Origin of the sequence: Microbulbifer okhotskensis, assembly GCF_023895975.1 — a bacterium.
GTDB lineage: Bacteria > Pseudomonadota > Gammaproteobacteria > Pseudomonadales > Cellvibrionaceae > Microbulbifer > Microbulbifer okhotskensis.
In genome coordinates this window covers 1-22,957 of record NZ_JALBWM010000009.1, presented here as the reverse complement: position 1 = coordinate 22,957, position 22,957 = coordinate 1, and the positions used below count along the sequence as shown (strand labels likewise).

The following is a 22,957-nucleotide window of genomic DNA, read 5'->3' as shown; positions in this document are numbered from 1 at the left end:
AAATTCATTATAGTCGGGCGCATAGTTCTGACTGCTGCACCTAACGGGGGTTCAATTGCGGCAGCAGTATAGCGACGCTAGTGGTACAAAAAAACAACAATGGAGGATTGTTTTGCCGTCATTTGAACGCCTTCACAGCCTTGGGGTTTCCCTGTTGCTGGTTCTTTGCCTGAGTGCCTGCTCATCCAACACACCCGCGCCAAAAACGGTTGTGCCAGCGCCGCCGCCTAAAAAGGTTCCGTCACAGGATCAGGTCCGCAGGAACAATATCAGCTTCTTTTTACGGCGGGCAGAGCAGGCGTTGCGCAAAGGGCACTTGACCCAGCCTGCTGGTGCTAGTGCTTATGACTACTACTTGCGTGTGCTGCAGTTGCAACCACACAACAGCCGTGCGGAAACCGGTATTCAAACCATCGTTGTTACCTATGTTGAGCGGGCCCGCGATGCCCTGCGTCGACGTGACTTCGGCGAGGTCACTACCTTGCTCAAACGGGCTGAGATGCTGGCACCAGCCAATCCGCTGGCGGCCGAGGTGCGCTTTCAGTTGGCCAGTGAACGGGGTAGGGCGAGGCTCGACGCACCCGGAGGAGAAGTCATCGGGTTGCCTTCGACAGAGCTATCGGCAAAATCTGCCGGGCTGGTGGAGCAGCTGCAACGCATCGCCGAACGAATCCGCAGTGAGCAATTGCGTGTGATGATCGTGGCCCGAAGTGATGTCGAGGGCCGCTGGATTTACCAACAGTTGCGCGAAGCGGTACCTGGCTATCGGGTGCGCGGAGATATCAAAGTTGGCAATCCGGCACGACTCATTCTACTCAAGCCCAGCGGAGGGGCCCTATGAATAAAACATTGGTATTTACCTTGATACTACTTGGGGTGGCTTGGTCGACGAGTGCTCAGCCAGCCACAATTGCAGCGCAGGGTTACGCACGCGAAACACCGCCAGGCCCCCCAATGAGTGCTGCCTTTGTCTCTTTACACAACACCGGGCGTTCGGAGCAGGTTCTCACTGGTATCGAGCTGCCGGGTCTTGAAGGTGCTTCAGCAGACTTGCACAGTACGATATCCGAAGGTGGGGTCAATCGTATGCGCCCCTTGCAAAAGGTAGTGATTGCCGCTGGAGCGCACCTGGAAATGGTACCGGGCGGACTCCACTTGATGATTAACGGCCTGCGTCTACAAGCGGGGGATCAACTGCCCCTGCGATTACTTTTCTCCGATGGGAGCAGTGTCGATATTTTATTGCCGATAGTTGGCCTGAGTGATGACAGTGAGAATCACCACCATCATCAGCATGGTTAATTAATGTTTTTTATTGAAGTAAGGGGGAATGGAAAATGAAAAAATTGTTGATACTTGTAGGAACGCTGGTACTTGCTGCCTGTGCGCATAGTCCGCTGCAAATTTGGTTGCAGCCACAAGTTCAGGTAGCGCCCGAAGCTATAGGTGAGGGGTACAGCATGAGTATTAGCGGAGTCAATGAGCTGCCGGGCGGCGGCTTGGGCTCCCTGGGTGGGGTCTATGCCGATACAGCACAGGTAACGATTGGGAATGATGCCGGTGAGGCGATTGCTGCCGGGTTGCGCCAGGGGTTTTCAAACTGGTCGTTTCGCATGTCCGATGGCGCCCCGCAAGTAGACGTGGTCGCAAAGCTGGTAAAGCTGACTTATAACAGTCCAAATACGTTTTATACCACTCAGATTGATACTTCTGCGGAAATTAATCTGGAGGTGAAGATTGGCCCCCGTACCTATTTCGGTACCTACAGCACCTCAGGAAAAGATCGCAACCTGGTCAAACCCAGCCGTGAGGAAGTGCAAAGCCGGGTGAATGGACTGCTAAGCGCAACTCTGCAGCGAGTATTTGAAGATCAGAAGTTGAAAAATTTCTTGCGTACCAATCTGTGAATGTGCAGTTTATACCTTTGCAGGGAAAAGCCGGCTGGGAGGCCAGATAATTGAATAAAATCGGCGATCTTGGGTGATGAAATGGTTAACTGGTCTTGGCTATGGGCAGTTAATAGAAACTTCCTGTTGCGGCGTGAGGGCCTTGGCCGCGGCTGAGGAGGTCAGCGCGTGACGCTATTTGATCCCGACTCCGCACATTACCTGGGTCCCTTAACTCAGTTGGAAGAGGGACTTCGACCTTGTGAGCAGATTAGTCTGCAAGCCGCTGAGGCCGCCCTGGGCGAAATTGCCGATGGTGTTATTGTCACTGATGCCGGCGGTACCGTTGTATACACCAATCCCCTGGTTAATGAGATGACAGGAGATCTGGTCGGACTGCTGCCGGGCCAGCCACTCAGTGAGGGTTTGAAGCTTTGTAACAGTCAGGGAGACCCGGTTCAGCCGATACAGCCACTGACTGGTGATCTGGGCGATGTGCCGAGAACACGGGAGTTTAATGCCTATATCGAGCGCTCCGGTGGGAATCAGGCACCGCTCGAGGTAACGGTTCAGGTTATGGCTTTGTGGGAGCTGGGTGTGCTCAAAAGCTATGTACTGGTACTGAGAGATACCTCTGCAGCGCGCCGAGTTTCCACCCGCCTTATGTGGCAGAGCAGTCACGATGCCCTTACCCGATTGCCTAATCGGCAGTTTTTTGAAAGTGAGTTGCAGAATCAACTCAGCCTCTGTGTCGACAAGCGCCAGCACCATGTACTCCTCTATCTGGATGTTTACCAGTTCAAAGTGATCAATGACACACTCGGTTTTGTCGCTGGGGATCAGCTATTAGTGCAGTTGGTGGAACTGTTGCAACTCGGCTTGTCCAGTGCGGACCTTTTTGCCCGGGTAGGCAGCGATGAATTTGCCATTTTGTTGCGCGACTGCACTCTGGAAGAGGGCGGGCGAGTGGTGGCAAGGCTACGCGACTCGGTGCAGAATTTCAGTTTTAGCTGGGAGGGTAACGACAATCGTGTGGCCGTATCCATCGGTGTGGTGGGTGTAGATCACTTTACCCCCAGTGCCAGCCAGCTGCTAGCGTCAGCCAATGATGCCTGTTGTAGCGCCCGCGAGCAGGGCAGAAATCGCGTCAAGCTGTTCGGAGATTCTCGTAGGGTATTAGAGAAGCGTCGAGAGACCACCTGGGTAGCTGAAATTCATGCGGCTCTGCGAGAAGATCGCTTGATGCTCTACCGCCAGCCGGTGATCTCCCTGAAGGGGGATCGCAGTGTTCACCACTATGAAATTCTGGTGCGGATGCGCGGTCGGGACGGAGGGGTAATTTCACCGGGCTTGTTCCTGCCGGCAGCGGAGCGCTATGGGCTGATCGAGGAAGTGGATCGCTGGGTGATTCGCCGTGTATTCGACTATATGGCCCTGGAGCAGCGCCAGGGGATTGGAGGTATTAACTACGCGATTAATATTTCTGGTATCAGCCTGGGAGATGACACCTTTGCCGGTTTTGTCCTGCAGGCACTAACCGATGCTGGGGTAACACCGTCGCGGGTGCAATTTGAGATTACTGAAACTAGTGCAATCAATAATCTGGAGCGGGCGCTTATTTTCATTCACAAGCTGAGAGCGGCGGGCTGTAGTTTTGCCCTGGATGATTTTGGCCGCGGAGTTTCCTCCTTGGCTTATTTACGTCAGCTGCCGGTGGATTTTCTCAAAATTGATGGCAGCTTCGTTCGCAATATGCTGGATGACGAAATCGATAGCGCCATGGTCAGTACGATTGACCACTTGGCCAAGCGCATGGGTATCAGCACCATCGCCGAGTATGTGGAAAGCCCGGAATTAATGGAAAAATTGAGCTTTATGGGAGTGGACTACGCACAGGGGTTTGGCATTGCCGCCGCCACTGAACTGCCTGAGCTGGACGACTATCCCGGCCGGCTTCATCGCTCCAGAGGCCCTAAACGCTAACCTCCGGAACGAAACCTGTTTCAAGGGCAGCGAATTAGGTAACAGGAATGAGTAACTCTGAGTGTTGCTCGGCCTGGAGTCGGGGTCCGTATTGACTGACTACCTGGGCCGCAGCGCGGCATGCGAGTTCGCCCGCTTCAATAAAATTCATATCCCGGTTGATACCATAGAGGAAGGCCCCGGCAAACATGTCGCCGGCACCGTTGGTGTCGATGGCGCGTACTTCAGGGCTGGCAATTCGCCGGATTTCATTGCCATCCCATAGTAGGGCGCCCTCGGCACCCAGGGTGATGGCAAAGCTATGGCAGTAATCGCGCAAAGCTTCTGCGGCGGCATCGATAGAATCTGTGTTGGTGAAGCCTAGCGCCTCATCACGGTTGCAAAACAGCATGTCGACGCCGCCACCAATCATCTCACGCAGCCCTTCACCGAAAAACTGCACCATCGCAGGGTCTGAGAGACTCAGGGCGGTTCTGACTCCGTGATTTCGGGCCTCTTCCCGCAGCTTGACCGCTGCCGCGCGCCCGGTTTCAGAGGAGACCAGATAGCCTTCGATATATACCCACTTTGATGCGGCAAGTGCTTCGCTGTCCAGCTCTGAAACGGACAGCTGCTCACTAATCCCTAAGTAGGTGTTCATGCTGCGCTCGGCATCTGGGGTAATCAGCACCAGGCACTTCCCGGTGGTACCCTTGTCGGCTTGTTTCAAGGTGGCTGGGTAGTCGACACCGGCACTGTGTAGATTGTCGCGGTAGAAGTCGCCGTTATCATCGGCGGCAACTTTGCAGGAATAGAAGGTATTCAACCCGAAATAGCTCGCCGCAATAACGGTGTTGGCACCGGACCCACCACAGGCCAATTTGGCGGTGACCAAATGGTTTTCTAGGTCGTCTACCAGCTGTTGCTGCCGGGCATCGTCTACCAGTGTCATAATCCCCTTTTCTACACTGAGGGCATCCAAGTCCCGGTCCGACACTTCGATTTCTGTATCGAGCAGAGCGGCACCTATGCCGTAGAGGTCGTATTGATGCATAGCTTTCCTATTGGGGGTTATTGTCTACATATCCGCCGCATTATGGACGTGATTTTGCCGAGTGCAAGGCGCAGGGTTTGACTCTCAGAGCGGATCAACAACAAAGGCGCTTGTTCCATCTTGGTGAACTTATGGGTACATACTGTGGTCAATCGACGCACAGGTGTAAATAGCACCTTCACGTTATCAGCCAGGTGATAGATACTGCCAGACCTGGACTTTGGAGCGCTTTTTAGGCGTGTCCACTGGCACCAACAGGTGCCTGCAGCAAGATACCAGCGGAGCTGTCACCTGCTGGTCTCCTGCCTCGACTCTCTGTGGGCTTAATGAGCTTTCGAGAGTCGCCTGATGTACTGAGTTGGCAGTGGGAACGAATTCTCATATGGCATCAACGAAACGCCGGCGCGTCAAAGCGTCAAAGCCCAAAAGACGATACCGCTGGCTCAAGTTGCTGGTGCTACTTGCCCTGATAGGGACGTTAGCACTGGCAGCATATATGGCCTATCTGGATGTGCAGTTGCGCGAGCGGCTGGACAGCCGCCAATACCAGCTTCCCGCCCGTGTTTATGCTCGCCCTCTGGTGCTGCGCGAGGGAATGGTCATGCACCCGGCCGAACTTGCTTCCGAATTTGCGGCCCTGAATTACCGTAAACAGGACACTCTCGGTGAACCTGGATCTTGGGTGCAGGAGGGGATGACTTATAAAGTTTGGCGCCGCGACTTTATCCATGCCAATGGTCGCCAACCTGCGGCAGCGGTTTCTTTTCGCTTGCGCAACGATGAAATCAGTAATCTGCGCGACAGTAATGGCCGCAGTCTGGCAGAGTTCCGTCTGGATGCGGCCAATATCGGCACCTTGCTGGGGGGGGGGGATGACCGCAATCCGGTCAACTTCGACAAGATTCCGCCGCTGGTAGCTAATACCCTGATCGCAGTAGAAGACCAGGATTTTCTCAACCACTTCGGTGTCTCCCCGCGCGGAATTGCTCGAGCTATGGTAGCTAATGTGAAGGCCGGGCGCCTGGTACAGGGCGGCTCAACAATTACTCAGCAGCTGGTAAAAAATATTTTCTTTGACCACAAGCCCACCTTGCAGCGCAAGCTCAATGAAGCGCTGATGGCAGTGCTAATGGAAGTGCACTACGACAAGGGCTATATCCTGCAAGAGTACATCAATGAGGTGTGGCTGGGGCAGCAGGGCGCTCGCGGTATTTATGGCTTTGGCTTGGCTTCAGAGTTCTACTTCCAACAACCCCTGGATACATTGGAGGCGCACCAGGTAGCTCTGTTGGTTGGACTGGCTAAAGGTGCATCTTATTACAATCCCTGGCGCAATCCCAAGAGGGCTTTGCAGCGGCGCAATACGGTGCTGGAGGTGATGTTGGAGCAGGGCTTGATCAACCAAGAGGAGTTCCAGAACTATTCCGCCAAGCCACTGGGGGTGGTTAAAGGCGGTGTGGGCGCGCAGAACCCTTATCCCGCGTTTACCGAGCGGTTGTTGGCTGAATTACGGCCCTACTATTCCTACGAGGAGCTGCGTACCTCGGGGCTGAGAATTTACACCACCCTGGCACCGTCGGTGCAAAAATTGGCGGAGGAGTCTATCAGTAAAGGTGTCAGCCAGTTGGAGAAAGACCGTAGCATCACGGCCAACTCTCTGCAGGCCGCCACGGTACTCTTAGATAACCGCAGCGGCAATGTGCTGGCTATGGTCGGCGACCGCAATCCTGACTATCCGGGCTTCAACCGCGCTTTGGAAGCCCGGCGCCAGGTGGGCTCTCTCATCAAACCGGCGATCTATCTCACTGCACTGGAGCGGCCCGAGGAATACAACCTTGCCACTTTGATTGATGATGCCCCAGTGCGTATCGAAGAGGCGGATGGCGACGTATGGATGCCACAGAATTTCGATAAGCGTGCGCACGGGCAGGTACCTCTCTACATTGCCCTGGCCAAATCTTACAACCTGGCGACCGCGCATTTGGGCTTGGACCTGGGGCTGCAGGAAGTGCGCCAGACCATTCGTCGCCTGGGAGTGCAAACGAAGTTGCCACGTGTGCCGGCGATGCTGCTCGGTGCAGTAGAGATGACCCCGTTTGAGGTGGCCGGTATGTATCAGACAATCGCCAACGGTGGTGAAACGGTACAACCGCGAACTTTACTGGCTGTCTCCGATGGGCAGGGTGGACGGGTACAACACTTCCGCCGCCGTGCAAATCGTGGTGTAGATCCGGTTCCGGCCTATTTACTCCGCTGGGGCCTAGAGCAGGCGATGCGTGAGGGCACCGGGCGCCGTTCCGCCAAACGCTTGCCCAGCAGTATTGCTTTTGCGGGTAAGACCGGAACCACCAACAAGAATCGTGATAGCTGGTTTGCCGGTTTTTCGCCGGAAGTCACCGCGGTGGTATGGCTGGGGCGCGATGATAACGAGCGTACCAGACTGACTGGTTCAACTGGTGCGCTCCCCATCTGGACAGAGATTATGCGCAAGCTGCCGCATCAGCACGGGCCGGTAGAGGCGCCCCGCGGTGTGGAGTTCAAATTCGTCAATGCGCGTGGCCAGTATATGGACCCAGACTATTGTCGCGGTGGCTACGAGATCCCCTTTTCCTATGAAACCCGCCTTAAACCGGCACCAGAATGCCAGGGACAAAATCGCTGGCGCTGGTTCCGCAACCTGTTTGGCGGCGAGCGTGAAGGAGCTGCCCCGAGAGAGCAGATGAGTCCGGGGTGGGGCGTCGATCCCAGTGAGCAGCAGCTCAATAATGAACGCCGTCGCCAACTCCAGGAGCAGATGCGTGGAGATGACGATGACGAGCACCGCTCCGCGCCGGGAACCGAGGAGGAGCCCATTGAGTTCCAGCGCGGTGGCGTCACCATCGAAGCGGTTCAACCGGTTGGGCCCGATTTGGAAGATCAGTGGCCCTAGAGCCGGGGCCAATAGGGATAGTGGCTCCCGGCTTATTCAGGCGAAGGGACTGGGTTCAGCGGCGGTGCAGCAGCTGCGCGGCCTCTTCCGCAAAGTAGGTCAAAATGCCATCGGCGCCAGCACGTTTGAATGCAAGTAACGACTCCAGAATTACCGCTTCCCGCTGCAGCCAGCCATTTTCGAAGGCGGCGCAGTGCATGGCGTACTCGCCACTGACCTGGTAGGCAAAGGTGGGTACACGCAGTTCATCTTTGACCCGGCGCACTATATCCAGGTAAGGCATACCGGGTTTTACCATCACCATATCTGCGCCTTCCTGCAGATCCAGGGCACATTCGTGTAGCGCCTCGTCGGCATTGGCGGGATCCATTTGGTAGCTGGCCTTACAGCCACCCTTGAGGTTACCGGCTGAGCCCACCGCATCGCGGAAGGGGCCATAGTAGGCGGAGGCGTACTTGGCGGCGTAGGACATAATCAGGGTGTTGCTGTGACCTGCGCTTTCTAGGGCGTTGCGGATAGCGCCGATACGGCCATCCATCATGTCCGACGGGGCCACCATATCAGCACCTGCGGCAGCGTGAGAAAGGGCTTGTTGTACCAGTACATCCACTGTTTCATCGTTGACGATGTAGCCTTGGTGGTCCATCAGGCCGTCTTGCCCATGACTGGTGAAAGGGTCCAGAGCCACGTCAGTGATTACCCCCAATTCCGGCACGGCATCCTTAAGTGCTCGTACAGCTCTCTGCCCCAATCCATTGGGGTCGTGGGCGGCGCTAGCACAATCTGACTTTGCCGATGGGTCCACTACTGGGAACAGAGCGACGGCGGGTATTCCAAGCTCCCTAACCTTTTTGGCCTTTTGAGATAATAGGTCGACACTCAGCCTCTCCACGCCGGGCATCGAAGCAATTTTGTGGGTCTCGTTACGGCCTTCAATAACGAACAGAGGCAGTATCAGGTCATCGCAGCTGAGCTGGGTTTCGCGTACTAGGCGGCGGGAAAAATCCTGGGCGCGCAGACGGCGCAAGCGGGTATTGGGATAGGCGCCGCGGCCGAGACTTTGACTCATAGGGAATTCACTCCGGCTTTGAAAAAGGGCCGCGCTAATCCCGCGACCGCACTGGCGGCCATCATATCAAACGTGACGTACGTAGTGGCCCTGGGTTACGGGCCTGAACGGTCTTATTCCGACAAGGTGCGCAGGTAATTCACCAATTGTTTGCCCGCGCCTTCAATATGGTCCCTGAGCTGGATTGCCGCTTCCTCACCACGGCCGGCCTGCAGACTGTCCAGGAGGTGGTGGTGCTCGCTTTGGCTCGTGTTCTGGTAACCTAGTTTGCCGGATTGGTAGCCGATATAGCGTCCACATTGCCGGTGCAGCTGTTCCACGGCAGCAAACAGGGTGGGGCGTCCGGCGGCTCGATAGATACAGGCGTGAAACTGCCAGTTCAAAGCACCGATCTGGACTGCAGAGAGGCCAGGGTCCTGTTCCAGGGTATCGAGGATATCCCGCGCCCGGCCGAGTATTTCACCGTTGAGTTTATTCAGTGCCAGGGTTTGCAGTAGTGGCTCAATGCGCATGCGCATTAAGTAGAGGTCTTCCACTTCGAGAGGGTCAAACAACGGCACGGCCACTCCGCGCTTTCCGTGTGGGGTCAGCCAGCCTTCACTCTGAAGCCTTTGCAGCGCGTCTCGCACCGGTATACGACTCACTGCATAGAGCTCCGCCAGGTTTGCTTGCTTGAGAACCTCGCCGGGACGGAAGCGTCCGCGCTGCAAGTCTATTTTGATTTTTTCATATAAACCCATTGGATTATTATGAATCCTTGCGCTTAAAAAACCAGTGGCACAGCAGTCCGGCCAAAAGTCCCCAAAAGGCGGAGCTAACCCCAAAAATGGTCGCTCCGGAACCGCTCACAAGAAAGGTAATGATCGCGGCTTCACGACTGTCCGCGTCTGTTGTGGCACCCGCTAAGCTAGAGCCGATGACGCCGACTAGGGCCAACCCTGCAAGGCCCGCGATCATCGCTTGTGGAAAGGCGTTGAAAAGAGTCACCACACTGGCGCCACACAAGCCCATCATCAGATAAAAGAAGCCGGCGGCAATACCCGCTGTGTAGCGCTTTTCGGGATTAGGGTGTGCCTCGGGGCCGGTACAGATAGCTGCGGTGATGGCGGCCAAATTCACTGCAAAACCGCCAAATGGCGTCAGTAGCAGTGATGCCAGACCAGTACCACTGATCACCGGCGAAATAGGTACTCGTCCGTAGCCACTGGCGGCTAGGGCCGCCGCACCGGGCAGGTTCTGGGAAGTCATGGTAACGATAAACAGAGGGAGTCCCACGCCGATCAGTGTGGAAAAGCGAAACTCCGGCGTAACCCACACGGGGTGGGCAGCCTGCCAGCGGACCTGTTCGAAGGCGATCAGCTGTAGTTTCCAGCAGGTTGCCACTCCGGCTAGTAATACCAGGAGGATGACGTATCGCGGCGCCCAGCGGCGCCCAATCACATAGGTTAGTAGCATGACCCCTATCAATAGCGGTTGAGCTTGCAACGAAGTAAATATGGACAGACCGAACTGCAGCAATATCCCCGCGAGCATCGCACAGGCGATGGGTGCAGGCACCATCTTGGTTATTCGCTCAAAGGCGCCGGAAAGGCCAACCACTAAAGTCAGCAGGGCACAGAAAAAGAACGCACCGATGGCTTCAGCGGTAGAAACTCCGCTGAGGCTCGTGACCAACAGTGCCGCACCGGGTGTTGACCAAGCGGTGATGACGGGAGCTCGGTAGTACCAGGAAAAGGTGATACAAGTGAGCCCGATGCCCAAACCCAGAGCTCCGAGCCAGGAGGCGATCATCGCCTGATCGGCACCGGCAGCCTTTGCGGCTTCAAATACAATGGCGGCAGAGCTGGCAACACCGACTAACACAGCAATAAATCCGGCGCTGATGGTCGAGAGGCTGGTATCAGAGAGTGGTATTCTTCTCAAAATGTATACCTAATATATTTTGTATACATTTTTACGGTACTCAATTGAACTGTTCAATATCAATGCGACAAAGCGAGCTGCTGAAGAGCAAATCGGTACTTGGCTGAGGCGCTGAGCATCGGTCAGGGAAAGCACCCGCAAGATAGCGGGTGCTTTGGAGAGGGGTTAGTCTATACGGATGAAGACACGCTCTGCGGCAGCAATAGTGGCTTCGATATCTTCATCGGAGTGGGCCGCAGACATAAATCCAGCTTCGTAGGATGCAGGAGCTAGGTAAACACCTTCTTCGAGCATACCGTGGAAGAACTGATTAAAGCGCTCGTTGCTACAATCCATCACCTGCTGGTAGTTGGTCACTTGGGGCTCCTCGGTGAAGAAGAAGCCAAACATGCTGCCGGCCTTGTTAGCCGTAATGGGAATCCCCGCAGCTTTGCCTGCAGCCAATATGCCTTCAACCAGCCGCTCTGTTTTAGTGATTAGGGGCTCATAAAAACCGCTTTCCTGTACCAGGCGTAGGGTTTCAAGGCCGGCCACCATGGCCACCGGGTTACCGGACAGGGTGCCGGCCTGATAGACCGGTCCCAAAGGAGCAATTTGCTCCATAATTTCACGCTTGCCGCCGAAAGCTCCGACTGGCATTCCGCCGCCGATTACCTTGCCGAGGGTGGTTAAGTCGGCCTCAATATCAAAAAAGCCCTGGGCGCCGGTGAGACTCACACGAAAGCCCGTCATCACCTCGTCCAGAATGAGCAGGGCGCCGTGCTGGTCACACACCTCACGCAGGGTCTCCAGAAACCCTGCGACCGGGGGGATACAGTTCATATTGCCGGCAACCGGCTCGACGATGATGCAGGCGATCTGACCGCCAAGTTCTTCGAAGCAGCTGCGCACGCCATCGGCATCGTTGTAACTCAATGTGATGGTGTGATCTGCCAGCGCGGCGGGCACGCCGGGAGAAGAGGGCACGCCCATAGTCAGTGCGCCGGAACCTGCTTTCACCAGTAATGAGTCGGAATGGCCGTGATAGCAGCCCTCAAATTTGACAATCTTGTCGCGTCCTGTGAAGCCGCGCGCCAGGCGGATAGCGCTCATGGTGGCTTCGGTTCCGGAATTGACGAAGCGCACCAAATCCATATTTGGCCACAGGCGGCATAATTCTTCTGCCAACTCGGTTTCCAGTTCGGTCGGTGCACCAAAGCTGAGACCGGACTGGGCCTGCTCTACGACCGCCTCGATTACTTCGGGGTGTGCGTGGCCGAGAACCATTGGGCCCCAGGACTGCACATAATCGATGTAGCGTTTGCCATCTGCGTCGTAGAGGTAAGCACCCTCTGCACGCTGTATAAACAGTGGAGTTCCGCCTACGGCGCGGAAAGCGCGGACGGGTGAGTTAACCCCACCAGGGATAAACTGTTGTGCTTCTGCGAAGAGCTGCTCGGACTTACTCATAAACTTCTTTCAGGTATTGCATAAAGGGCCTGGGGCCATTATCGCGGTGGTGGCGCCTGAGGACAATGTATAGATGAGCGACAGTCGGCCACAGATAGTGTGACCAGCTGGTCCCCCTCCGGTGGGGGACCGGTGAGGTTTAAAGGCTAGGGGGATGTTAGATCAGCGCTCGCACCAGAAAAGCCGATTGGGAATGGGCCTGCCCATTCCTAGGCGACGGCTGTCCTTAATGGCACTCCAGGCATACTGTTGGCTGCGGGTGACCGCTTCAATAATGGTCAGGCCGTGGGCAATGTGACAGGCGATAGCGGTGGCGAGAGTACCGCAGACTCCGTAGGCGGCAGGCTGAAGCCTTTCCCACTTGAATTCGCGCACTAGGCCGCGTTCATCATAAAGCCGGTTTTGCATCTGTTGCCCCTGGGGTACCCCGGTTAGCAACAGGTAGCGACAGCCGGATTCCAGAATTTCCTGGGCCATGGCATCGAGTACATCGGCCTCCACCGCCATGGCACGGGCTTCACGCCGGTTGGGACAGACCATAGTGGCGTGCGGCAGAAGCAGTGACACCATTGCCTCCCATAGGGGGGGGGCAAGCACACTGTCCTTATCGGCCAGGGTTGCATCCGGGTCGATCACTACGGGAATATCCGGGTAGTCGTGAAGAACGCTATGCAGCGCCCGTACATTTTCCACCGAACCCAGGTAGCCGACCTTGATTGCGGCTATCGGCATATCCTCCAAAACAGCGCGGGTCTGTTCGATCAGGAGGCTGTCATCCACGGGCGCTACCCCCAACAGCTCGCCGGTGTTGCACACGCTGATGGAGGAAACCGCCGACGCCGCATGGCAGCCGAGACTGACCGCTGTCTCAGTATCTGCGGCAATTCCGGCACTGCCGCTGGGGTCGTGGTGTGTAACGGTCAGAATAACGGGCTGAGGTGTATCCATAAGTGATCTACATGACGGCCAATAGCTGTGCGCCTAATTCTAGTTGCTGTACGCCTCGGGCAAGGAATGAATAAGCGCCAAATTAAAAGGGTTTTACGATGACCAGAATAACGATGGCGACAAGTGCAACCGCAGGAAACTCATTAAATATTAGGAAGTAGCGGCGGCTTCGTGTAACGGCCCCCTGGGCAAACTTACGGACATAGGCACCACAGATATGGTGAAAACCGAGAAGCAGAACAACAAAGGTAAGCTTAGCGTGCATCCAGCCGGCGGAGGTGTAGTAGCTGGGATTCGCACTGTACAGCCAAATACCCAGCACAATGGTAGCGAGCATTGAAGGAATGGCGATACCGCGATAGAGGCGCCGCTCCATGATACAAAAGCGGTCGCGGCTGACGGCATCGGTGGCATCGACATGGTAGACAAACAATCTCGGCAGATAAAACAGTGCAGCAAACCAGCAGACCATAGCAATAATGTGAAAAGCCTTAACCCACAGCATCGGAGACCCCCTTAAAAGGAAATTGGAAGAAAACTACTTCCGATAAAAATTGTTAATTTGTAGCGGCAGAATAATACCCGCCGTGCGATTGTCCAGAGAACCACTCTGATGGCGGCAGATGTACAGGCCGTCGGCTCCGCTTTTTTCCAGTTTTTGTGAAGCCTCCAACATTGTGGCGCGCCAACTTAAAGACGCCAGCTGTTTGCGTTCCCCCGGTATTCTCAGCAGATCAATAGTTGTTCCCGGGTCCTCAATTTTTTCTCCTGTGGGTGAAACCTGGCTCTCGCTGTCGATGACCTCTTTGGCCCCGCCTTGAAGAAAGGTTGCCAGATCTGCAGCGCGCAGTAGTTGAGGGGCGGGGTCTTCCGGCAGGTCAATCAGCACCCACTGGGGGTGATGGCTAATGAGTTCTGTTGCCGCAGTTCGGGTAATTTCACGCGGGGAGATGACAAAGCGCTGGTCCATCTCACTGGCAACCCCGACGCTGCTTAACACTTGTTGTCGCCAGCTTGGCATACCGGCTTTATTTAGCGCTCGCAGAGTTTCTTGGTAGAGGCCAATGGTGGAAAACAGTTGTCGGCTCACCAATGTAGCGACCACTATCATCATCATTCCTGGAAATAGAATATGCGGGTTATAAGTGAGTTCCAGTATGGCGAGTAGCGCTGCGAGCGGCGCGTTGAGCATGGCGGCCATCATTGCCGCCATCCCAACCATTGCGTAAAAACCCGGACTGGCGGTGTGTGCACCTAACCATGCGTTTGCCAACCCGCCAGCGATACCCCCGATACAGGCGCCAATAATCAAACTGGGGCCGATAACGCCACCGGGAATGCCGAGACCGGCCCCCAGGGCGGTTGCCACCAATTTTGCTGCGACAATAACAATGAGGGCAGCTACCCCCAGCTCACCCAGCATAGCGATCTGCAAGGTGTCATAACCGGCGCCCAGAATTTCCGGCACCCAGATACCGAGGGTACCCGTTACAAGACCCACGAGCAGAAAGCGAAGTAACGGCGATCGGCGTTGTTGCGGTATTAAAATGCGCTGGGATCGAATAAATAACCCTGCGAGCGCCCCGATTATCAATGCGCAAACGAGAAGTAGGGGTAGTTCAGCGAGAGAGTTGAGCTGGATGGCGGGGACATTAAAATCTGGCTGGCTGCCGAACGTCAGCTGAGTGATGGTGCTGCCGGTAACTGCGGCGAGTATCACTGGCAAAAAGCCCGCGACTGAATACTCCAACATAACGACTTCCATGGCAAACACAACGCCAGCTAAAGGAGTATTAAAAGAGGCGGCGATCGCCGCAGCAACGCCGCAGCCTAGCAAGCTGCGGGCAGAATTATTGGGCAACCGCAAGGCTTTCGCTAGCCAGCTGCCACTGGCAGCGCCGAGATGTACTGCGGGACCTTCCCTTCCCATCGAGTGGCCACTGATTAATACCACGGCGCCGGCGAAAAATTGTAACAAGGCATTTTGCATCGGCATCTGTCCCTGGTGGTTGTAAAGCCGATCGAGAACGTGAACTACTCCGACGTTGTAGCGGTTTGGACTGATTAATAGATAAATACTGCCAACAATTAAAGAACCGATGACCGGCAGTGCAAAGCGCCAGTGGGGAGGAAGCGACTCATAATTTTGCGGGATCGATAAAAACAGGTTTGTGGGCCATTCCATCACCAGGCGAAAAAGCACGGTGACGCCTCCGGCGAGAGCTCCGGTGAGCAGGGCCATTCCTACCAACGGCGCCAGAGCGTCCTTGGAGGATAGTTGCAAGCGTATATGCTCCAGGCTACCTGACCTGGGTAAACATCGCGCAAGAGGCCTTTTTAGTGATTTACCGGGGCGCTGTGACACCGCACATCCTTAAAATACTGGGGCTTGTGGTAGAGTGCCTGTTTGGCTTTACGATTATCGTCTCAGTTGGCGGATTTAGCGGAGATTTTAGTAAGATGATAAAAGTAGCGATTGTTGGAGGTACCGGTTATACAGGAGTGGAGTTACTTCGACTCCTATCGACACACCCGCAGGCGGAATTAACCGCTATCACTTCTCGATCATTGAATGGCACTCCTGTTGCCGAGCTTTTCCCCAGTCTGCGTGGTCATTCGCAACTGTCTTTCTGTACTCCTGAGATTGACCAATTGGCAGCCTGTGACGTTGTATTTTTTGCCACACCTCACGGGGTTGCCCAGGCTCAAGTACCGGAGCTGATCAAGCGCGGTGTACGGGTTATCGATTTGTCCGCCGATTTTCGTCTTAAGGATATCTCCTCCTGGGAGCAGTGGTACGGTCAAGCCCATACGGCGCCCGAGTTGGCAGAGCTAGCCGTCTATGGCTTGCCCGAAGTTAACCGAGAGCAAATTGTAACGGCGCAGTTGATCGCTTGTCCCGGTTGTTACCCTACAGCGATCCAGCTTGGCTGGGTACCCTTGCTGGAAAAAGGAATCGTGCAGCCTGCTGAGCTGATTGCCAGTGCCGCGAGCGGTATTAGCGGTGCCGGGCGACAGGGTAAGACCGATTTGATTATGGCTGAAAATAGTGACAACTTCCGTGCCTATTCTGCCGCAGGCCACCGTCACTTGCCGGAGATTGAGCAGGGGCTGCGCCAAGTACAGCCACGGGCTTCCAGCCCGGCGCAAGTTACTTTTGTACCTCACTTACTGCCTATGATTCGTGGTATTCACGCCACTTTGTTTGCCCGCGCAGTTGGACAGTTAGATGCTAGAGAGCTGCAGCAGGTCTTTGAAGAGCGCTATAAAAATGAACCGTTCGTAGACGTTATGCCGGCGGGCTGCCATCCACAGACCCGCACGGTGAGAGGCACCAACATGTGTCGCATTTCGGTAATGCAACCTCAAGAGCGGGATACGGTGCTGGTTTTGTCGGCTATTGATAATCTTGCCAAAGGTGCCTCGGCTCAGGCAATCCAGAATATGAATATTATGTTTGGCTTAACTGAGACGTTGGGCCTGGATAGCCTGGCATTGCTGCCTTAGAATCGGGATATTCCCGACAATCGATAAATCCCGGATAATACTTAGCAGATTTCATGGTGCTCAAAGTTAAAAACAGCAAGCAGTACCGCATGAAAGTGGTGCCCCACCGACCCTTCTCTGGCGTTATTGCCGTAGTGGGGGTCGCTTTTTTGGTATTGGCCGCTTCAGCAGGTTCTTATTTTGCCGGGCAGTATCAGTTGCGCCAAAATCTCGATAAAAAAACGCTAGAGTACACCCGAGTGCTTGATCGTCTCACGGGGCTGGAGAGCGAAAATGAATCTCTGCGCGTGCGTGTGGCCACTGCGGAGCAATCACTGACGATCGGCGAGCAAGCGAGCGAGTCGGTACGTGCTGAGCTGGTACAAAAAGAAAGCCAAATTGCAGAGTTAAAACAAGAAATCTCTTTTTACCGCGGTGTTATGGCTCCGGCCGATGATGGCGAAGGCGTATCAATCGGGCGTTTTATTCTTTCGCAGACTGCAGATCCACGGAATTATCAATACAAATTGCAGGTACAGCAGTCGGCTGCACGTCGCAATGTTGTAAAGGGTTCGGCCACATTTACGGTAGTCGGCCGCGAGGGAGGAGAGCCGAAAAGCTACCCATTGAGGGACCTTTCAGAGCAGGTGGATAGTGAATCGATACTACTGCGTTTCAAATATTTTCAGAATATCGAAGGCGAGCTGCGCTTACCGGAGGGCTTTGTGCCTGAAGGTGTGGAGCTGTCTCTTAAATCTTCTGAGCGCAAAGGCTTCAATATTGAGCAGCGTTACGGTTGGTTGGTACAGGAAAGCTAACATAGGTGCCAAAGGCACGAGGTTTTGGGGATTATGTTAAGAAAAAAAGAGAAACAGATAACTATGGCCAATACCGGTAGTAACCACACGACACTGATCGCTCGGCAAACAGAAATTACCGGAGATATCCACTTTCGCGGCAATTTAGTGGTTGAGGGTAAAGTGCGCGGTAATGTTTCCGCTCATAGCGATAGCGATGCGCGCTTGCAAATTGTCGATGGCGGTATTATCGAAGGCGAGATTCGCGTGCCCCAGGTAGTGATCAATGGCCACGTGAAAGGAGATGTCTACTCAGCACGCCATTTGGAGCTTGCCGCCAAGGCAATGGTCGAAGGCAATGTACACTATAAACTGATCGAGATGCTTAAAGGTGCGCAGGTGAATGGGGCACTTGTTTCTAGTGTTGATTTGAGCAGTACCGGTGAGCCCCATATGATTGGTTATTCCGAAGATGAAACCGTGATCGAGGCTTCTTAGCCGAGAGGTGCTGCAGCGGCCTATCGACACTTTGCTCGGCCGTTGATCTGCTGGTTAATACTTGACTGATTTGCTGGGTTTAAGCAAGATGATGCCCCCAGGGGCTGCGCTTTGTATAACTTTTATCCGAGTTGTGAACGTCCCGATGAGTTGAGAGAAACTTATGTCAGAAGCTGTATCCTTTTCTCCCGCGCCCCTGGTGGTAACTGACAAGGCTGTGGCCAAGGTAAAAAGCCTGTTGGAAGAGGAGGGAAACTCGGAGTTGAAGCTCAGAGTATTTGTTACCGGGGGTGGCTGCTCTGGCTTCCAATACGGTTTTACCTTTGACGAGTTGGTCGCTGAGGACGATGCCGTGATAGAAAAAGACGGCATTCAGGTTCTGGTAGACGCCATGAGTTACCCTTATCTGGCCGGCGCCAATGTGGACTATGAAGAGGGGCTTTCCGGTTCGCGCTTTGTCGTACAGAATCCCAATGCTTCTGCTACCTGTGGCTGCGGATCCTCATTTTCTATCTGAATAGTTCACGACCCGCTCGACTTTGTCAGGGCGGGTAAATAGCGCCTAAAACGGCCTCCTTCTGCGCACCGGTAACTCCTGGACAGTTCCCTGGCAGCCCCCGCAATGTCTGGCGGGCCAGCCACGCAAACCCAACCGCTTCAAGCCAGTCTGCATCAATACCATAGGTGCCAGTGTCAGTAATTGACCAGGTGGGTAAGCGGCGCTGTAGACGCGCGATCAAATCCTTATTCTTTGCCCCTCCGCCACAGGTCAACAATTCTCCACCATCGGCAAATGCACGCACTGCCTCAGCGATGCTGGCAGCAGTTACCTCTGCCAGAGTGGCCTGGACATCGGCTGGGGCCAGTTCCAGGCCGATACAAGCCTGTTCCAGCCAGCTAGGATTGAAAGTCTCGCGTCCGGTGCTTTTGGGAGGTTCGGCGGCGAAGTAGGGGGCTGACAGCAAGCGATTGAGCAATTCTGGGATGGCGCGGCCACTTGCGCCCCAAGCGCCGTCCCGGTCATAGGGTTGGTTTCTATGTAGGTCTACCCAGTAATCCAGCAGTGCATTACCAGGCCCTGTGTCATAGCCATAAACCTGCCCACTTGCCGTCAGCTCCGTGATGTTGGCCATTCCGCCAATATTCACAACGGCACGACTTCTATCAGTTCTAAAGGCGGCTTGGTGGAATGCCGGCATTAAAGGTGCACCTTGGCCTCCGAGAGCGATATCGCGTCGGCGGAAGTCCGCGACAGTGCAGATCCCGGTGAGTGCCGAGATAGTATTTGGGTCGCCGAGCTGAAGAGTAAAGGGTGAAGTTACAGTGCCAGGCGGGCGGTGGCGTACGGTCTGGCCGTGGCTGCCGATAGCCGTGATCGAGTCGCCCTTAACGCCAGCTCGTGCCAAGAGCGTATTGGTGGCTTCAGCAAAAATCTGTCCGAGTTGCCGATCGAGCTGGCCGGCGCGGTCCAACTCTGAGGGGCCGGGGGCACACAGCCCCAGAATGGACTCGCGCAGACGAGCGTGAATGGGATGGGCAAGTGCGGCCAGGATGTGGGGCGTTATTTTTTCTTCATCACCAAAATCAACCAGCACTGCGTCGATGGAGTCAACGCTGGTGCCGGACATCAGGCCGATAAACAGATCGGGCATATTCGTTGGCGCTTTTTAAGGGTTATCTTCGTCCAGTTGAGCCAGTGCCGGACCCTGGAAGTTTTCCAGCTTTGCCAGCAATGGCTGTGTCTGATTTTTAAAGCGGATCATTTCTGAAGCTGGCACAGATTTGGCTTTGGGCAGCTTGCGCACAATAGTGGCAGGATTGCGATGTCTTCCATCCACCAGAAACTCATAGTGCAAATGAGGACCTGTAGCGTATCCGGTTGAGCCAACGGTGCCAATCACCTGATGCTGCTTGACTCGCTGCCCCCGCTTAACCTTGCGCTTAGTTAGGTGAAGGTAGCGGGTAACGTAGCGCTCACCGTGCTGGATAAACACATAGTTTCCGTTGGGCTTGCTGTAGCCGGCTGCGATCACCCGGCCGTCGCCGGTGGTATAGACTGGAGTCCCTCGTGGCGCCGCATAATCAGTTCCGTTGTGAGGGCGGCGGGATTTGAAAACGGGGTGCAGTCGTCGCGGGTTAAAATGGGAGCTGATACGTACTATATCCAGAGGTGTGCGAATAAACGCCTTGCGCATACTCTTGCCTTCTGGGGTGTAGTAATTGGCATCTCCACTGTTATCCACATAGCGTACGGCACTAAAGGTCTTCCCCTGATTGGTAAAGCTCACCGCTAAAATTGGGCCATTACCAATTTTCTCCCCATCGAGGAACTGTTCTTCGAACATCACGCTGAAGTGGTCATCTTTGCGAATGTCCAGGGCAAAATCGATATCGGAGCTGAATACATCGGCCATCTCCATAATTAGGCTGTCACTTAAACCGGCGTCACTACCGGCCAGGAAAAGTGAACTGTCGATTTGCGCCTGGCGATAGGCGGGGTGGCTGTCCGGTTCGCGCTGTATCAGGGCGTGCTCAAACTGATCTGAAGTTGTCCGGGTAAACTCGATATGACTAAGGCGATCGCGCTGCAGTTTCAGCGACTGTAGCTGACCATCGTTATTCATCTGGAAGGTGAGTTCTTCACCTGGAGCTAGGCGTGCTAATTGTTTTGCCTCGCTACCACTACCGAGTAATTGATACATTTCTTTGGCGCTAATTTTTGCGCGTTGAAATAAATCTGAAAGCGTATCGCCATTACGCACTTGCAAGCTCAATGATTTCACCGCCTCAACGCTGACATTCAGTAGCGGGGTCTCTGCTGGTGTGAACGTTGGTGCGGGAGTGGGTAATGGCTCATCGGTGCTTGTCACTGCCGAGAGATTAACTGGCAGCGGGGTTCGTTTCGCTGCCACCTCTGGCGTAGGGATAATGATGGCGAGTGAGAGCATAAAAGCCGCAGTGCCGGCAATCAGGGCATGAACGCGGGGGAAATGCTTGGGTAAGCCACCAATACGTAGGCTTGAATTCGATTTACGATGGTTTTGCATGACGTTAACGGACGGTACCGGCGGTCGTTGTTATTTGCACGTGAGGATATGAGTGTTTAAAAAACAGGCATTGAGGAGACTTTATAGCAAAAAAGCCGCCTTGGTTCACGAGATAATTGACAAGTGCCGGCATCATTTGGTTCCTCATGTGGATTCTTTTTAGAGCAGATACAAGGCCGCTGTATGCTTGTATTTGCCGCAAACTTCGGTAATGTTGCAGCGCATTTTGCCGCCGACCGGCGGCGCTAATTTCAAGCCTGAATATGAGGGGAAAGCATGGCTGGGGTCGACATGACACTGCTTGAAGACTTGGACCGTCGCGGATTAATCAATCAAGCGACTGGTGATGGCGAACTGACGCAGCATTTGTCGGAGAGTCGAACCCTCTATTGTGGCTTTGATCCCACCGCAGACTCCCTTCATATTGGCAGTTTAGTACCGCTGCTGACCTTGAAGAGGTTTCAAGCGGCAGGACATAAACCAATTGCCCTGGTCGGTGGTGCTACCGGGTTGATTGGCGATCCATCTTTCAAGGCTCAGGAGCGTAGTCTTAACACGCCCGATGTGGTTGCCGGTTGGGTAGATAAGCTAAAGAGGCAAGTTTCCCAATTCATCAGCTTCGATTGCGGCGAAAATAGCGCTGTCGTTGCTAACAACCTAGACTGGACACGCGATTTAAATGTGCTCGACTTCCTGCGTGACGTGGGAAAACATTTTTCAATCAACAATATGGTTAACAAGGAATCAGTAAAACAGCGTATCCAGCGTGAAGGCGAGGGTATTTCCTTTACCGAGTTCTCCTATATGTTGCTGCAGTCCATGGACTTTTCCGAGCTGTATAAACTCCACAGTTGCACCTTGCAAATCGGTGGCTCTGATCAGTGGGGCAATATCACCGGTGGCGTCGACCTGACCCGCCGCCAGCACCGTGGCAAGGTATTCGGCTTGACTCTGCCTCTGGTGACTAAAGCGGATGGCACCAAGTTTGGCAAGACCGAAAGCGGCACTATCTGGCTCGATCCCAAGCGCACCAGCCCCTATGCTTTTTATCAGTTTTGGTTGAATACCGCCGATGCTGATGTCTATAGCTTCCTGCGTTACTTTACTTTCCTCAGTGTTGCTGAGATAGAAGCAATCGAGATTGCGGACAGCGAGCGTGCCGGCAAACCGGAAGCTCAAGGGATTCTTGCCCGTGAGGTGACCCGTTTGGTTCACGGTGAAGATGGCTTGGTAGCGGCAGAGCGTATTTCTCGTGCGCTTTTTTCGGGTGATATTGCCGACCTGTCTGCCGGTGATCTTGAGCAGTTACGTCTCGATGGGCTGCCCTCTTCTTCTCTCCCGAATGACTTTGGTGGGCAAAGTTTGATTAATTTACTCGTGGATGCGGGCATGGCTGCTTCGGGTAAGCCAATAAAGGACGCTCTGGGCCGCAATGCGGTACTGGTGAATGGGGAGGCTGTTGGCATGGCGGCTAACGCAGCCCCGGCGTCAGTGTTTAGTGGTGATAAAGCCATGAGTAACAGCTACTTTATCGTGCGCTTGGGCAAGAAAAAGTACCACCTATTTACCCTTCCCGGTTGATGGTTTTTTAGGCGGCTTTGCAGCGGTAAATCTTTTTCACGCTTTTGTCATAAAAGTGCTTGCCGCCCCCCCCTGAAGTCCGTATAGTTCGCCTCCTCGCTGCTCAGGCAGTAGCGGGAAGGCAGCTCCAAGTGATTGATTTTCCTAAGAAAATTACTTCAAAAAAGAGCTTGCCAAGCACTGAGAGGCGGCTATAATGCACGCCACTCAAAGCAAGGAAGGAAACGACCTTGCAGGGATTCGGAGCAGGCCTTGAGCCTCACGGGTCGCCGGAAAAAGCTGCAAAAAATCACTTGATTAAGTAGCTAGGATGTGTAGAATACGCATC

The 22,957-nt window shown here is 54.5% G+C and carries 20 protein-coding genes; 10 read left to right on the top strand and 10 right to left on the bottom strand.

Annotated elements, in window-relative coordinates:
- The first annotated feature begins 112 nt into the window (after positions 1–112).
- The 4 genes from MO867_RS03710 (at position 113) to MO867_RS03695 (ending at position 3,869) form a co-directional block, all read left to right on the top strand.
- Positions 113–841 (top strand): N-acetylglucosaminyltransferase, encoded by a 729-nt coding sequence (locus tag MO867_RS03710; protein ID WP_252464730.1) that lies wholly within the window; start codon positions 113–115, stop codon positions 839–841.
- A complete protein-coding gene (locus tag MO867_RS03705; RefSeq protein WP_252464728.1) occupies positions 838–1,302 on the top strand; it encodes a copper chaperone PCu(A)C in 465 nt (154 codons plus the stop codon). Before MO867_RS03710 ends, MO867_RS03705 begins: the two co-directional genes overlap by 4 nt.
- A gap of 35 nt (positions 1,303–1,337) precedes the next feature.
- Positions 1,338–1,907 carry a YajG family lipoprotein gene (locus MO867_RS03700; protein WP_252464726.1) on the top strand — a complete coding sequence of 190 codons (570 nt, stop codon included), beginning with the start codon at positions 1,338–1,340 and terminating at the stop codon, positions 1,905–1,907.
- A 168-nt stretch (positions 1,908–2,075) separates the two neighbouring features.
- Positions 2,076–3,869, top strand: a complete 1,794-nt coding sequence (locus MO867_RS03695) for an EAL domain-containing protein (RefSeq protein WP_252464724.1) — start codon at positions 2,076–2,078, stop codon at positions 3,867–3,869.
- 34 nt (positions 3,870–3,903) lie between these two features.
- Here the strand turns inward: MO867_RS03695 and MO867_RS03690 are convergent, their stop codons facing one another.
- Positions 3,904–4,902 carry an adenosine kinase gene (locus tag MO867_RS03690; RefSeq protein WP_252464722.1) on the bottom strand — a complete coding sequence of 333 codons (999 nt, stop codon included), beginning with the start codon at positions 4,900–4,902 and terminating at the stop codon, positions 3,904–3,906.
- A 382-nt stretch (positions 4,903–5,284) separates the two neighbouring features.
- Between MO867_RS03690 and mrcB the strand changes: the two genes are divergently transcribed.
- Entirely contained in the window at positions 5,285–7,831 is a 2,547-nt protein-coding gene (mrcB, locus tag MO867_RS03685) for a penicillin-binding protein 1B (protein ID WP_252464720.1), read from the top strand.
- A gap of 55 nt (positions 7,832–7,886) precedes the next feature.
- Here mrcB and hemB read toward each other — a convergent pair whose 3' ends face one another.
- The 7 genes from hemB to MO867_RS03650 form a co-directional block, all read right to left on the bottom strand.
- Positions 7,887–8,900, bottom strand: a complete 1,014-nt coding sequence (gene hemB, locus MO867_RS03680; RefSeq protein WP_252464719.1) for a porphobilinogen synthase — start codon at positions 8,898–8,900, stop codon at positions 7,887–7,889.
- A 113-nt stretch (positions 8,901–9,013) separates the two neighbouring features.
- On the bottom strand, positions 9,014–9,640 hold the full coding sequence (locus MO867_RS03675) for a GntR family transcriptional regulator (protein WP_252464717.1): 627 nt from the start codon (positions 9,638–9,640) through the stop codon (positions 9,014–9,016).
- Between the two features lie 7 nt (positions 9,641–9,647).
- Positions 9,648–10,823 (bottom strand): benzoate/H(+) symporter BenE family transporter, encoded by a 1,176-nt coding sequence (locus MO867_RS03670; protein WP_252464715.1) that lies wholly within the window; start codon positions 10,821–10,823, stop codon positions 9,648–9,650.
- A 165-nt stretch (positions 10,824–10,988) separates the two neighbouring features.
- Entirely contained in the window at positions 10,989–12,272 is a 1,284-nt protein-coding gene (gene hemL / locus MO867_RS03665; RefSeq protein WP_252464713.1) for a glutamate-1-semialdehyde 2,1-aminomutase, read from the bottom strand.
- A gap of 162 nt (positions 12,273–12,434) precedes the next feature.
- Entirely contained in the window at positions 12,435–13,220 is a 786-nt protein-coding gene (thiD, locus tag MO867_RS03660; protein ID WP_252464711.1) for a bifunctional hydroxymethylpyrimidine kinase/phosphomethylpyrimidine kinase, read from the bottom strand.
- A gap of 82 nt (positions 13,221–13,302) precedes the next feature.
- Entirely contained in the window at positions 13,303–13,725 is a 423-nt protein-coding gene (gene hemJ / locus MO867_RS03655) for a protoporphyrinogen oxidase HemJ (protein ID WP_252464709.1), read from the bottom strand.
- A 33-nt stretch (positions 13,726–13,758) separates the two neighbouring features.
- Positions 13,759–15,504 carry a chloride channel protein gene (locus MO867_RS03650; RefSeq protein WP_252464707.1) on the bottom strand — a complete coding sequence of 582 codons (1,746 nt, stop codon included), beginning with the start codon at positions 15,502–15,504 and terminating at the stop codon, positions 13,759–13,761.
- Positions 15,505–15,680: 176 nt separating this feature from the next.
- Between MO867_RS03650 and argC the strand changes: the two genes are divergently transcribed.
- From argC to erpA, 4 genes are all read left to right on the top strand, one after another.
- The gene (argC, locus tag MO867_RS03645; RefSeq protein ID WP_252464705.1) at positions 15,681–16,727 is read left to right on the top strand and encodes an N-acetyl-gamma-glutamyl-phosphate reductase; all 1,047 of its coding nucleotides are present in this window, start codon (positions 15,681–15,683) and stop codon (positions 16,725–16,727) included.
- 53 nt (positions 16,728–16,780) lie between these two features.
- Entirely contained in the window at positions 16,781–17,524 is a 744-nt protein-coding gene (locus tag MO867_RS03640; RefSeq protein WP_252464704.1) for a DUF6776 family protein, read from the top strand.
- Between the two features lie 33 nt (positions 17,525–17,557).
- On the top strand, positions 17,558–18,001 hold the full coding sequence (locus MO867_RS03635; RefSeq protein WP_252464702.1) for a bactofilin family protein: 444 nt from the start codon (positions 17,558–17,560) through the stop codon (positions 17,999–18,001).
- A 163-nt stretch (positions 18,002–18,164) separates the two neighbouring features.
- Entirely contained in the window at positions 18,165–18,518 is a 354-nt protein-coding gene (gene erpA / locus MO867_RS03630) for an iron-sulfur cluster insertion protein ErpA (protein WP_252464701.1), read from the top strand.
- A gap of 25 nt (positions 18,519–18,543) precedes the next feature.
- On the opposite strand, the gene MO867_RS03625 is transcribed toward erpA, so the two are convergent.
- The gene (locus tag MO867_RS03625; RefSeq protein ID WP_252464699.1) at positions 18,544–19,653 is read right to left on the bottom strand and encodes an anhydro-N-acetylmuramic acid kinase; all 1,110 of its coding nucleotides are present in this window, start codon (positions 19,651–19,653) and stop codon (positions 18,544–18,546) included.
- Positions 19,654–19,668: 15 nt separating this feature from the next.
- Entirely contained in the window at positions 19,669–21,048 is a 1,380-nt protein-coding gene (locus MO867_RS03620; protein ID WP_252464697.1) for an OapA family protein, read from the bottom strand.
- Positions 21,049–21,324: 276 nt separating this feature from the next.
- Between MO867_RS03620 and tyrS the strand changes: the two genes are divergently transcribed.
- A complete protein-coding gene (gene tyrS, locus MO867_RS03615; RefSeq protein WP_252464695.1) occupies positions 21,325–22,629 on the top strand; it encodes a tyrosine--tRNA ligase in 1,305 nt (434 codons plus the stop codon).
- Positions 22,630–22,957 lie beyond the last annotated feature (328 nt).